Origin of the sequence: Sodalis sp. (in: enterobacteria) (assembly GCF_047607725.1) — a bacterium.
Classification (GTDB): Bacteria; Pseudomonadota; Gammaproteobacteria; order Enterobacterales; family Enterobacteriaceae; genus JBLKSS01.
Genome location: NZ_JBLKSS010000145.1, coordinates 1 through 13,713, shown reverse-complemented (window position 1 = coordinate 13,713; position 13,713 = coordinate 1). Strand labels below are relative to the sequence as shown.

At 58.2% G+C, this 13,713-nt stretch carries 8 protein-coding genes and 1 pseudogene; 4 read left to right on the top strand and 5 right to left on the bottom strand.

Annotation, left to right across the window (positions count from 1 at the left end; genetic code table 11):
• The first annotated feature begins 296 nt into the window (after positions 1–296).
• The 3 genes and pseudogenes from phoP to ACMX3H_RS13265 all read left to right on the top strand — a co-directional run bounded on the left by phoP (position 297) and on the right by ACMX3H_RS13265 (position 3,669).
• The gene (gene phoP / locus ACMX3H_RS13275) at positions 297–968 is read left to right on the top strand and encodes a two-component system response regulator PhoP (protein ID WP_415211170.1); all 672 of its coding nucleotides are present in this window, start codon (positions 297–299) and stop codon (positions 966–968) included.
• 5 nt (positions 969–973) lie between these two features.
• Positions 974–2,440, top strand: coding sequence for a two-component system sensor histidine kinase PhoQ (gene phoQ, locus ACMX3H_RS13270; protein WP_415211169.1), 1,467 nt, complete (start codon positions 974–976; stop codon positions 2,438–2,440).
• A 112-nt stretch (positions 2,441–2,552) separates the two neighbouring features.
• Positions 2,553–3,669 (top strand): annotated as a pseudogene (locus ACMX3H_RS13265) (JmjC domain-containing protein).
• Positions 3,670–4,113: 444 nt separating this feature from the next.
• Here ACMX3H_RS13265 and pepT read toward each other — a convergent pair.
• From pepT to lolC, 5 genes are all read right to left on the bottom strand, one after another.
• Positions 4,114–5,376, bottom strand: coding sequence for a peptidase T (gene pepT, locus ACMX3H_RS13260; protein WP_415211168.1), 1,263 nt, complete (start codon positions 5,374–5,376; stop codon positions 4,114–4,116).
• A gap of 102 nt (positions 5,377–5,478) precedes the next feature.
• Positions 5,479–6,309 carry a Sir2 family NAD+-dependent deacetylase gene (cobB, locus tag ACMX3H_RS13255; protein ID WP_415211167.1) on the bottom strand — a complete coding sequence of 277 codons (831 nt, stop codon included), beginning with the start codon at positions 6,307–6,309 and terminating at the stop codon, positions 5,479–5,481.
• Positions 6,310–6,331: 22 nt separating this feature from the next.
• Positions 6,332–7,570 carry a lipoprotein-releasing ABC transporter permease subunit LolE gene (lolE, locus tag ACMX3H_RS13250; RefSeq protein ID WP_415211166.1) on the bottom strand — a complete coding sequence of 413 codons (1,239 nt, stop codon included), beginning with the start codon at positions 7,568–7,570 and terminating at the stop codon, positions 6,332–6,334.
• Positions 7,567–8,274 (bottom strand): lipoprotein-releasing ABC transporter ATP-binding protein LolD, encoded by a 708-nt coding sequence (gene lolD / locus ACMX3H_RS13245; protein ID WP_415211165.1) that lies wholly within the window; start codon positions 8,272–8,274, stop codon positions 7,567–7,569. Before lolD ends, lolE begins: the two co-directional genes overlap by 4 nt.
• Positions 8,267–9,469, bottom strand: coding sequence for a lipoprotein-releasing ABC transporter permease subunit LolC (gene lolC / locus ACMX3H_RS13240; protein ID WP_415211164.1), 1,203 nt, complete (start codon positions 9,467–9,469; stop codon positions 8,267–8,269). Before lolC ends, lolD begins: the two co-directional genes overlap by 8 nt.
• Before the next feature lie 205 nt (positions 9,470–9,674).
• Between lolC and mfd the strand changes: the two genes are divergently transcribed.
• Positions 9,675–13,124: a transcription-repair coupling factor gene (gene mfd, locus ACMX3H_RS13235; RefSeq protein ID WP_415211163.1), complete on the top strand. Its 3,450-nt coding sequence runs from the start codon at positions 9,675–9,677 to the stop codon at positions 13,122–13,124.
• Positions 13,125–13,713: the final 589 nt, after the last annotated feature.

Here is a 13,713-nt window from a genome sequence, read left to right as displayed (position 1 = left end):
CTCAAACCGGGATGGAAATAAAAGTTATTAAAATCAATACAATGTGAAAATGCAATGAGCATAAGCGTGTAACGTAGGTTTACTGTCTCATACAACAAACCCACCAATAATTCAAGACGTCCTCCACGGGGCGCTTACCGTCCGACCCTGGTTCCCTCTCTGTTTATGCGGAGTTTAGTCACTCTCTGGGATACTCTTATCCGGTAAGATATTCTTTCCCAGCCGGGAGGATAATCGCTTAACAAGACGGATTGCGCCACCGGATCCGTTAAGGGTGATTTTATTTAGGAGCTGCGATGCGAGTTCTGGTAATAGAAGATAATTCTCTTCTTCGCCATCATCTGACGGTACAGATGCGTGAAATGGGGCACCAGGTGGATGCCGCCGCGGACGCCAGGGAGGCGGACTACTTTCTAAATGAGCATCCACCCGATATCGCCATTGTTGATCTGGGCCTGCCGGATGAGGACGGTCTCAACCTCATTCGCCGCTGGCGCAGCCATCAGGTGAAAATTCCTCTGCTGGTGCTCACCGCCCGTGAAGGCTGGCAGGATAAAGTCACGGTGCTGGAAGCCGGCGCCGACGACTATGTCACCAAGCCGTTTCATTTGGAAGAGGTCGTGGCGCGCATGCAGGCGTTGATGCGCCGCAACAGCGGTCTGGCGTCGCAGGTCATCGAGCTACCGCCCTTCCTCATTGATCTTTCACGCCGTGAGCTCATGATTAACGAGGTTAATATCAGGCTCACCGCGTTTGAATACACTATAATTGAGACATTGATACGCAACGCCGGCAAAGTCGTCAGCAAGGATTCGCTGATGCTGCAACTTTATCTCGACGCTGAATTACGCGAGAGTCACACCATCGACGTGTTAATGGGTCGTCTGCGGAAAAAGATGCAGGCCAATTACCCGCATGAAGTGATCACCACAGTTCGCGGTCAGGGCTACCGTTTTGATGTTAACTAGGCTCTATGACCCTATTTCCGTTTCGCCACAAAAAACCGTTTTCCCTGCGCGTCAGATTTTTGCTGGCTGCAGCCTGCGTAGTTCTGGCGCTCTCTCTGTGCTACGGCATGGTGGCCGTCATTGGCTACAGCGTCAGCTTTGATAAAACGTCATTCCGCGTGCTGCGGGGCGAAAGCAATCTCTTTTTCAGTCTGGCGCAGTGGAAGGACAACAAGCTGTCGATAGCCGTGCCGCCGAATATCGATATCAACTTCGCCGCGCTGGTGCTGATTTATGATGAAAATGGCCATATACTCTGGCGCCAGCGTTACGTGCCGGCGCTGGAGTCTCGTCTGCAGCAGGACTGGCTGACCAAGACCGGCTATTTCGAGCTTGATACCGATACGCGCACCAGCAGCGCGGTGGTGGGTGACAACCCCAGCGCCCAGGTTCGGCTAAAAGAATTCGACAGCAGCGACGATAATGCCCTGACCCATTCCGTGGCGGTCAACCGCTATCAGGCGACCGGCCGCCTGCCGCCGCTGACCATTGTGGTCGTCGATACCATCCCCCATGAGCTGCAGCGCACCGATCTGGTTTGGGAATGGTTCAGCTATGTTCTGCTGGCCAATCTGCTGCTGGTGGTGCCGCTGCTGTGGCTGGCGGCGCACTGGAGCCTGCGCCCTATCAAAGATCTGGTCAGGCAGGTGCGTGAGCTGGAAGTCGGCGAACGCGAACGCCTGGACGAGAACCCGCCGCGCGAACTGGATATCCTGGTACGCAATCTGAATATTCTGCTGAATAACAAACGTCAGCGCTACCAGAAGTACCGCTCCACCCTGTCTGATTTGACCCACAGTCTGAAAACGCCGCTGGCGGTGCTGCAAACCACGCTGCGCTCCCTGCGCACCGATCGCGACACCAATATCGAAATGGCGGAACCGATTATGCTGGAGCAAATCAGCCGCATTTCCCAGCAGATCGGCTATTACCTGCACCGCGCCACCGTCCACTCGGATCATAATGTGCTGAGCCGCGAGCTGCATTCCGTGCCGCCGCTGCTCGATAGCCTGTGCTCCGCGCTCAACAAAGTCTATCAACGTAAAGGGGTTTCCCTGTCGCTGGATATTTCGCCGGAGTTGACGTTTATTGGCGAGAAAAACGACTTTATGGAAGTGATGGGCAATATTCTGGACAATGCCTGTAAATATTGCTTGGAATTTGTCGAGGTTAGCGCCCGAGAAAGGGAAAGCGCGCTACATGTTATTATTGAAGATGACGGCCCGGGCATCCCGGAGTCCAAGCGCACCCTTATTTTCCAGCGCGGTCAGCGCGCCGATACGCTACGTCCCGGTCAAGGGCTGGGGCTCTCGGTGGCGGCGGAAATTCTCGAGCAGTACGACGGCGATATCGTAATTGGCGAAAGCGCTCTCGGCGGGACGCTGGTGGAGGTCATTTTCAAGCAGCAGGGTCCGCAGCCCGAAGACGATTAAGGCCGGTTATGGGCGCCCCATCCCGTTTGGCGCACCGCGGGTAAAAATCTCCGGCCTGCGCCGCCGCTATCCGTTATAAACCATCTAATTTCCCCCGCGCTGGAATCAGGCTATGGATTATCAACTTGAGCTGGACTGGAACGACTTTCTACAACACTACTGGCAGAAACGCCCGGTAATGATTAAACGCGCATTTCGCGACTTCGTCGATCCGCTGTCGCCTGACGAACTGACAGGCCTGGCCATGGAAGCCGAAGTGGACAGCCGCCTGGTCAGCCATGACGATGGCGTTTGGCAGGTAAGCCATGGTCCCTTTGCCAGCTACGACCAGTTGGGGGACTACAACTGGTCGCTGCTGGTACAGGCGGTCGATCACTGGCACGAACCCTCGGCGGCGCTCATGCAACCCTTCCACCGCTTGCCTGACTGGCGCATAGACGATTTGATGATTTCGTTTTCGGTTCCCGGCGTCGGCCCTCATCTCGATCAATATGATGTGTTTATTATTCAAGGCCAGTGCCGCCGGCACTGGCGCGTCGGCGATAAGACGCCGCTGAAACAGCACTGTCCCCATCCCGATCTGCTGCAGGTCGAGCCCTTTGAGGCAATTATCGACGAACAAATGGAGCCCGGCGATATGCTGTATATTCCGCCCGGCTTCCCCCATGACGGCTATGCGCTGGAGAACGCGATGAATTATTCCATCGGCTTCCGGGCGCCGAGCAGCCACGAGCTGGTCAGCGGTTTTGCCGATTATGTGCTTGCCCAGGAGCCGGGCGGCCAACGCTACAGCGATCCGGCGATCGCGTCGCGCGACGATCCCGCCCACATTCTGCCGGCGGAAGTCGATGCGCTGCGCGCCATGATGATGGCGCTGATGCAGCAGCCCGATCAATTCAATCAATGGGTTGGCGAATTTATTTCCCAATCACGCCATGAGCTGGATTTGGCGCCGCTGGAGCCGCCCTATCAGGCCGGGGATATCTATGATTTGCTCAATCAGGGCGAAGGCCTGTTTCGCGTCGGCGGATTGCGGGTGCTGCGGGTCGGCGATGACAGCTACGTCAACGGCGAAAAGATTGTGACGCCACACCGTGAGGCCGCCGCCGCGCTTGCCGCACGTTATGACATCAATCGGGAACAGTTTAGGCGACGCGCTGGAGGATCCCTCCTTCCTGGTGTTGCTGGCGGGGCTGATTAATAGCGGCTATTGGTATTTTAAAAACTGATCTCCCCTACGGCTGAGACTCCCCTTCAGGCCCCCTCTATCCGGCGGGGCTTTTTTTGCCCCGGGCATGTCGCCGTCCCCGACGTGATGGGCGGCCCCGTGAGCGATACCCGAGCACCGATCGCCGCCTCGCCCAGGGGGAGGGTCATTTCAACACATCTTCACGTGTGATGATTTCAACGTCTTCAGAGATGTGGGTTTAACCTACCCCTGGATATGAGCATTCCATGCCATTCTGGAGGCAAGCCATCCCACATTTTCAGTGAACGGCGCAGCCACATCTCCAGAGAGGGGCAAATGCCAACATTTCCCTGAATGCATGCAACTCACCCTCCCCCTGGGTGCGATTATCACCACACACCATCGTTAGGCGAGTGAGTCATGCGCTCGCCGGGCGCCGCGACGGGCTAGTCATGCCTACCGTTCTGCGAAGGGTATCCCCCCGTTAGTCCGCCGCCGGCGCGGGCTTGGCATGGGCGCCTTTGGCCCGGAGTGCCGTTAACGCGGCGAGACGGGTTATCACCTGCACCGCTTTCTCCATCACGTCCTGCGAGGCGAATTCATGTTTGCCGTGGTAGTTATAGCCGCCGGTAAACAGATTCGGGCAGGGCAAACCGCGCCAGGAGAGCTGGGCGCCATCGGTACCGCCACGGATGGGCTTGATGACCGGCTCGACGCCGCAATCCTCCATCACCTGCCGCGCCAGCTCGATGATATGGGGATGATTGGCGACATGTTCGTGCATATTGTAATAGCTGTCCTCGATAGTCAGCTCAATATAGCAATCCGGATACAGCCCCTTCCCCAGCGTCTCGGCGCTGGTTATCATGAACTGCTTACGCGCTTCAAACCGCTGGCGGTCGAAATCACGCACGATATAATGCATTTCCACCTTGTCCACGCTGCCTTTCATCGTATTGAGGTGATAGAACCCCTCATAGCCTGCGGTCGCCTCCGGGCTTTCCGCGGCGGGCATCATCTGATGATAGCGGGTAGCCAGCGACAGCGCGTTTACCATCACCCCCTTGGCGGTGCCCGGATGCACATTATTGCCAACGATTTTCACCGTTACCGAGGCGGCGTTGAAATTTTCGTACTCCAGCTCACCGACATCGCTGCCGTCCATGGTGTAGGCCCATTCGGCGCCGAAGCGCTCGATATCGAAAAATTGCGTCCCCTTGCCCACTTCCTCGTCCGGCGTAAACGCGATGCGGATCGTGCCGTGGGGAATGCTCTGCTCCTTGAGCCGCACCATCGCGGTGACGATCTCCGCCAGCCCCGCTTTGTCGTCGGCGCCCAGCAGCGTTTTGCCGTCGGTGGTGATAAGCGTATGACCAATCAACTTATGCAGCACCGGGAACATGACCGGCGAGAGGACCTCATCGCCGTTGCCGAGAGCAATATCGCCGCCGCGATACTGTTCCACGATTTGCGGATTGACGTTTTTACCGGTGAAATCCGGTGCGGTATCCATATGCGCGATAAAGCCGATGACCGGCACCTGCCAGGACACGTTGGACGGCAAAGTCGCCATCAGGCAGCCATGATCGCTAAGCGTAATATCCGCAAGCCCCAATGCGGCAAGCTCATCTTGCAGCGCGTGGGCCAGCTTCCATTGACCGTCGGTACTGGGCACATGCTTTACGCCGGGCTTGGACTGGGTATCAAAAGATACGTAGTGTAAAAAACGATCGAGTAATTTATTCATTGTTTCTGCCTGTCTCTTCGCCACGGCCCATTATGACCAGCGACGCGCTGGAAAATATTGTGTCAGGTCAGTTTTATGCCTGAAGAGAGCAAAACCGACGGCTCAACCACGCTGGGCGATGAAGCCGTCGATAAACTCGCGGGTCCACTGCGGCACACAGCGGCTGGCCGGGCCATAGTATTTTTCCTCGAACTGGCTTTCCACCTGGCTCGGCGCCAGATTCAGTTCGATAGTGCGGGTGCCGCATAGGCGTGCCTCGTGGACAAAGCCGGCGGCCGGGTAGACGTGGCCAGAGGTGCCAATCGCCAAAAAATAATCGGCACGCGCCAAGGCATGGTAGATATCGTCCATACCGAGCGGCATTTCGCCAAACCAGACCACATGGGGACGCAGCACGGCGGGAAACTGGCAGCAATGGCAGCGGTCAGCCTCAGTGACGTCGTCACGCCACTCGAGGATCTGGCCGCTTTGGCTGCAGCGCACCTTCAGCAACTCACCGTGCATATGGATGATACGCCGGTTACCGGCGCGTTCGTGCAGATTATCGATATTTTGGGTAATCAGCAGAAAATTATCGCCCAGCATCTGCTCCAGTTCAGCCAGCGCCAGATGGGCGGGATTCGGCGCAATCTCCGGCTGCAACAGCTGATGCCGGCGGGCGTTATAAAACGCCTGCACCAGCGCGGGGTTGCGGGCAAACCCTTCAGGAGTGGTGACATCCTCCACCCGATGCTCCTCCCATAACCCGTCTTCGGCCCGGAAGGTGCGAATGCCCGACTCCGCGGAAATACCCGCCCCCGTGAGCACCACAACAAAAGGTTTTTTCATTTTGGTCACCGCTAGTGAGTCCCGGTGAAATATACGGGCGCGCAGGCGTTGCTGCCGTAATCTTTTACTTTTGCGAAACCGGATTAACCGGCGATGAATACGCATGCGCGCTGTTCCTTATGCGGCCTCATTGACCGCTCAATACCCGGGCCGGATCGATGCGGCTTGCGCGCCGCGCCGGATACCAGCTCGCCAGCAGACTGAGCAACAGCGCCGTGGCCAGCACGCTGGTGACGTCCACCCAGTGCAGCTCGGTCGGCAGAAAATCGATAAAGTAAATATCTCCGGACAGCAGCCGGTGGCCCAGCAGACGCTCCAGCCCCTTCACAAGCGTAGTCAGGTTGAGCGCCATCAACACGCCGACCACCGCGCCGATCACGCTACCGGTCAAACCAGCCAGCAGGCCATACCAAATAAAAATAGCACGGGTCAGCCCGTCTTTGGCCCCGAGGGTGCGTAAAATCGCGATATCGGCGCTTTTATCCTTAACCGCCATCACCAGCGTGGAAACGATATTGAAACAGGCGACGCCTATTACCAACACCATCGCCAGGTACATAATGGCGCGGATCATTTGAATATCGCGATACATATAGCCGTAGGTGCCGATCCAGCTGCGAATTTTGACATAAGCATTGGTCACCTCCCCCGCGTCCCGTACCAGTTTATTGGCGTTGAAAACATCGCTGACCTTAATGGCGATGCCGCCTACGTCTTCACCGCGCTGCAAATAGTTCTGGGCGTCCGCCAGCGGTACCATGGCAAAACTGTGATCCAGCTGACCATTCAGCGCCAAAATCCCGCTGACCTGCAAACGAATACGTTTTGGCTGTAGCAGTTTCATCTGTGGATCGCTGTTGGGAATCATCACCGTTAGCCAGTCGCCGGACTTGACCTTCAGCGTATCGGCCACCCCTTTACCGACGATGATTTGCTGATGACCGGCCTGAAAACGCGACCAGGCATCACCCTTTACGTAGCGCGGCAGCGCGCTCAGCCGTATTTCCAGCGCCGGGTCGACGCCTTTTACCTGAATGGCCTGTAACTTGTCGTCACGCTCCACCAGGCCGGTAAAATTCAGATAGGGCGCGGCAGCAAGGATGCCCGCCACCTGTTCAATACGTTTTAACACCGCCGGCCAATCGGCGAACGGCGGATTCACCGGTTCGATCTCTCCATGGGGCACCACCGCCAAAATACGGTTGTTCAATTCACGCTCGAACCCGTTCATGGCGCTCAGGCAGATAATCAGCACCGCTACCCCCAGCGCAATGCCGATAGTGGAGATGACCGAAATCAACGACACCATACCGCCCCGCCCCCGGCTGAAGCGAAGCGCGATTTGCAACGACAGCGGCATCCTCATTGCGCGGCTCCCAGCAGCGCGCCTTCGGCCTGCAGCTCGCCATCGCGCATTTCCAGCTGCCGGTGCAGGCGCTTCGCCAGTTGAAGATCGTGGGTCACCACCAAAAAGGCGGTGCCCTGGCGCATATTCAGTTCGCCCAATAGTTCAAAAATACTGTCGGCATTGCGCTGATCCAGATTACCGGTGGGCTCGTCGGCCAGCACCAGCGCCGGGTGATTCACCAGCGCGCGGGCGATAGCCACCCGCTGCCGCTCGCCGCCGGACAGTTCCGCCGGGCGGTGGTGGCCGCGTTTCTCAAGCCCTACCGCCGCCAGCATTTCACGCGCCGTCTCTTGCGCCTGGGCCGGGCGGGTGCCGCCAATCAAAAGCGGCATCGCCACATTTTCCAGCGCGGTGAAATCCGGCAGTAAATGATGGAACTGATAGATAAAACCCAACCGTCGGTTGCGCAATAGCGCCCGCGCGGCGGAAGAAAGAGTATTCAGCGGCTGGCCTTCAAATATCACCTCGCCGCCTGTCGGTTCATCCAGCCCGCCCAGCAGGTGTAACAGCGTGCTTTTGCCGGAACCGGAACTGCCGACAATCGCCATCATTTCGCCGCGCTGCAGCGTGAAACTAACGTTACGCAATACATCGGTGTAAAGCTTACCTTCCTGATAACGTTTGCTGAGTTGGGAACAGTGTAACAAAGGAGCATCATTCATATCGTAAAGCCTCAGCGGGATGAACGGCGGCGGCGCGCCAGGAAGGATAAATCGTGGACAGCAGCGCCACGGCCATGGCCGACAGCGCGATGACCGCTACCTGCACCGGTTCGATAGCCACCGGCAGCGCGGCCCCGTCAAGCAGCGCCCCGAGGGCCGGCATCAGACGGTTCAGTTGACTGGCCAGCAAAACGCCGAGGCCGGTGCCCAGCAACGCGCCGACAATGCCGGCGATGGCACCCTGGGCGATAAACACCAGCATAACCTGCCGGCGAGTCAGTCCCTGGGTCTGCAAAATCGCCACCTCGGCCTGCTTTTCCATCACCAGTAGTCCGAGCGAGGTGATAATATTAAACGCCGCCACCGCGACGATCAGGCTCAATAGCAGGCCCATCATGTTCTTTTCCATACGCACGGCCTGGAATAATTCCCCCTTGCGTTCGCGCCAATCGTGCCACACCAAGCCGTCCGGCAAAGACTGCGCGCTCAAGCTTTCTACAGCCAGCGGCTGCTGCAGCCACAAGCGCCAGCCGCTAACATAGCCGGCGGGATAGCGCATCAGGCGCGATGCATCCTGCTGATTGACCAGCAGTTGGTAGCCATCGACTTCGCTATTGGCGGCGAAGGTGCCGGCCACGGTGAATAAACGCTGGCTGGGAATACGGCCCATCGGGGTGAATTGGCTGGCCCCGGGCACCATCAGCCGCACTGCGTCGCCGCGCTTCACGCCGAGCGCGGCGGCCAGTTCATCGCCCAGGATCATCCGGTATTGGCCGGCCACCAGATCATCTTGCCGGGCCTCCAGCAAATAATGCGACAGCGGTTCGGGATCCCCCGGGTTGACACCGAGCATCACGCCCACCGCCACGCTGCGCGCGCTTTGCAGCACGACATCGCCGGTGGTCAGCGGCGCCACGCGCGTTACACCCGCAAGCGCATCTGGCACCGAGGCCGGAATGCGTTTAGGATCAAGCCGCCCCTCGGGGGTGGTCAATAGCGCCTGGGGCATCAATCCGAGGATATTGCTCTCCAGTTCACGCTCGAAACCGTTCATCACCGATAACACCGTCACCAGCGCCATCACGCCAAGCGTGATGCCGATGGTGGAGAGCCAGGAGACAAAACGACCGAAGCGGTCTGATGCCCGCCCACGCATATAGTGCAGGGCAATATATAATACGACAGGTTGATACATTGATTTCCGTCTGGATGCGGTTGCGAAAGCAAAGTGATCAAGGATAATAAAGGGTCGTATGGCATTATGGAACCATAAGCGCCGCAACCGCCGGCTTTTATTCCTGAAAGCGCGCATATTTTAGCCATCGCCCCCGCCGCCGCATTCTACCGCAGGCTGTGCTGCGATAGCCCCGTGATGTGAGAAAAGAGATTTATCATTAGCTATGTCAGAACACGATCGTTATACCTTACCGACCCAAGCCGGCAAAAAACTGACTCTGGGTCAGCTTACCGGCGCCGCCAGCGCCGTAGAGTGCGCCACCATCGTCGACCGCTATCCGGGACCGGTGTTGCTCATCGCCACCGACATGCAAAGCGCGCTGCAGCTACATGACGAGATCCGGCAGTTCACCCGTCACCCGGTCCTTACCCTGCCCGATTGGGAGACCCTGCCCTATGATAGTTTCTCTCCCCATCAAGAAATTATTTCTGACAGGATAGCCACCCTCTACCGGCTGCCTACGCTTGTGCGCGGCGTCATCATCCTGCCAGTGAATACCCTGATGCAGCGGGTCTGCCCGCACGCCTTTTTGCACCGCCATACGCTGTTGATGACCAAAGGCCAGCGTCTGTCGAGGGAGACATTGCGCGCCCAGTTGGAACAGGCCGGCTACCGCAGCGTCGATCAGGTGATGGAGCACGGTGAATTCGCCACCCGCGGCGCGCTGCTGGATCTCTATCCCATGGGCAGCGAAGAGCCTTACCGCATCGATTTTTTTGATGACGACATCGACAGCCTGCATATTTTCGACGTAGATACCCAGCGCACACTCCAGGAAGTCACCTCCATCAATCTGCTGCCGGCGCACGAATTTCCCACCGATAAAGCCGCGATAGAGCTGTTCCGCAGCCAGTGGCGCGAGCAGTTTGATGTGCGCCGCGACGCCGAGCACGTTTACCAGCAGGTAAGCAAAGGGACGCTGCCGGCGGGGATCGAATACTGGCAGCCGCTGTTTTTCAGCGAGCCGTTGGTGCCGCTGTTCAGCTATTTGCCGGCGGGCACGCTGGTGGTCAACACCGGGGATCTCGAGGCTGGCGCCGGCCGTTTCTGGGACGACGCTTGCGCATGCTTTGACAATCGCTGCGTGGATCCCATGCGCCCGCTGCCGCCGCCCGAGGCGCTGTGGCTGCGGGTTGAGGCTCTGTTCGCCGAACTTAAACGCTGGCCGCGGGTGCAGCTCAGCACGCAAACGCTGCCGGAGAAAGCCGGCCAGCACAATATGGATTATCGGCCGCTGCCGGATTTGGCGGTGGAGGCGCAGAGCAAAGCGCCCATGGACAAGTTGCGCCGGTTTTGCGAGCAGTTTAACGGCCCGGTGATTTTCTCGGTGGAAAGCGAGGGACGGCGGGAAACCCTAAGCGAGCAGCTGGCGCGGGTGAAGATTCTGCCGAAGCTGATAAGCCGGCTGGAGGACACCGCCGAACGGGGCGCTTATCTCATCATCGGCGCCAGCGAGCGCGGCTTTATCAATGCGCCGCGCGCAAGGGCATTGATTTGCGAAGGCGATCTGCTGGGGGAACGGGTCAGCCGCCGCCGGCAGGATAATCGCCGCACCATTAACGCCGATACCTTAATCCGCAATCTGGCCGAACTGCATGAAGGCCAGCCGGTGGTGCATCTGGAACACGGTGTCGGCCGCTACGCCGGCATGACCACCCTGGAAGCGGGGGGTATCAAGGCCGAGTATTTAATTCTCACTTATGCCGGCAACGATAAGCTCTACGTGCCGGTGTCCTCGCTACATCTCATCAGCCGCTACGCCGGCGGCGCCGATGAAAACGCGCCGCTGCACAAACTGGGCGGCGACGCCTGGGCGCGGGCGCGGCAAAAAGCGGCCGAGCGGGTGCGGGACGTGGCGGCGGAGCTTTTGGATATCTATGCCCAGCGCGCCGCCAAAAGCGGCTTCGCCTTCCGCCATAATCGGGAAAATTATCAATTGTTCTGCGAGGGGTTTCCGTTTGAGCCCACCGTGGATCAAGCTCAGGCAATCAACACGGTACTCAGCGACATGTGCCAGCCGCTGGCCATGGACCGGCTGGTCTGCGGCGATGTCGGCTTCGGCAAAACGGAAGTCGCGATGCGCGCCGCTTTCCTGGCAATCGAAAACCACAAACAGGTGGCCGTGCTGGTGCCCACCACCCCCCTGGCGCAGCAGCATTTCGACAATTTCCGCGACCGGTTCGCCAACTGGCCGGTGCGTATCGAAATGATTTCACGTTTCCGCAGCGCACGGGACCAGGCCCAAGTGCTCGAGCAGACCGCCGAAGGCAAAGTGGATATTCTGATTGGTACCCATAAGCTGCTGCAAAGCGACGTCAAATGGCATGATTTGGGTCTGCTGATCGTCGACGAGGAGCACCGCTTTGGCGTGCGCCATAAGGAGCGCATTAAAGCGATGCGCGCCGATGTCGATATTCTCACCCTGACCGCCACCCCCATCCCGCGCACGCTGAATATGGCGATGAGCGGCATGCGCGATCTATCGATTATCGCCACGCCGCCGGCGCGCCGGCTGGCGGTGAAAACGTTTGTACGCGAATACGATGTACTGGTGGTACGCGAGGCCATCCTGCGCGAAGTGCGGCGCGGCGGCCAAGTCTATTATCTTTACAACGACGTCGAGAATATTGAAAAAACCGCCCGCCGCCTGGAAACGCTGGTGCCGGAGGCGCGCATCGCCATCGGCCACGGCCAGCTGCGCGAGCGCGATTTGGAACGGGTGATGAATGATTTTCACCATCAGCGCTTTAATGTACTGGTGTGTACCACCATCATTGAAACCGGTATCGACATTGCCAATGCCAATACCATTATCATCGAGCGGGCGGACCATTTCGGCTTGGCGCAGCTACACCAATTGCGCGGCCGCGTCGGACGATCGCACCACCAGGCTTACGCCTACCTGCTGACCCCGCCGCCGAAAGCGCTAAGCCAGGATGCCCATAAGCGGTTGGAGGCCATCGCCTCGCTGGAAGATCTGGGCGCCGGCTTTGCGTTGGCGACGCACGATCTGGAAATCCGCGGCGCCGGCGAACTGCTGGGAGAAGATCAAAGCGGTCAAATGGAAACCGTCGGCTTTTCCCTGTATATGGAGCTCCTGGAAAGCACGGTGGACGCCCTCAAGGCCGGTCGCGAGCCGTCCTTGGAAGATCTCACCAACCAATTGACCGAGGTGGAGCTGCGTATGCCCGCGCTACTGCCGGAAGAGTATATTCCCGACGTCAACACGCGTTTGTCGCTGTATAAACGCATTGCCAGCGCCGCCGATGACCATGAAATCGAAGACATGAAAGTGGAGCTTATCGACCGCTTCGGTCTGCTGCCTGACCCGGCGTGCTATTTGCTGGCGATAGCCCGCCTCAGACAGCGGGCGCAACGTTTGGGCATCCGCCGCATCGAGGGCAGCGATAAAGGGGGCTTTATCGAATTCGGCGAAACCAACCGCGTCGACCCCGCTTATCTGATCGGTCTGCTTACACGCGAACCGGCCACCTATCGACTGGACGGCCCGACTCGCTTGAGATTTATCCGCGATCTGGCGGATCGCACGGTGCGGCTGAACTATGTCGACGCGCTACTGGAGGAATTACAGCAGCATACGCTCAGCGCCTAAACGTGACAGGGGTCACGGCGAGGGGGTGTGCGGCACGGAGCACGCGCCTGGTGACGGAAAAAATGCCGCGTCCGGTGTTGCGCACCCGGCGCGGCGTCCTCAAGAATTTTACCGCGATTGCGTCGGCGAACCGAGCGCCGCCCGCCTTATGCCTGGTCGTTCAGCACCAGTTGGCCGTTGCGATCCAGCGGGATTTTCGTGCCCGGATCGTGGTCAATACGGATTTTGCCCTGCTTGTGGGGTGGCAATCATTTCTGGACTCTCAAGGGGAACGATGGATTAGCCGGAAGCCCTTTACTGGCGCGGCTTACAGTNATTTTACAGATTCTGGACTCGTCGCAAAAAAATGAGCGGAAAATGATTTTTTTGCACTATATTCTGGACTGGATTGGTCGTGGTTTGAGTAAGTTTAAAAGGTAAGCGTACGCCCAGCGCCGTCTGTTAATTCTCCATCAAGTTATTGAAGATGATGTCCATTATTTTTTTAATGGGCGCAATTCATGAAACAAACCCCACCAAAACCCTCAAGACATCGTCCCAATTTCCCGCTGGACTTTAACATTAAGCTGGTTGAGCAGGCGCTCCAGCC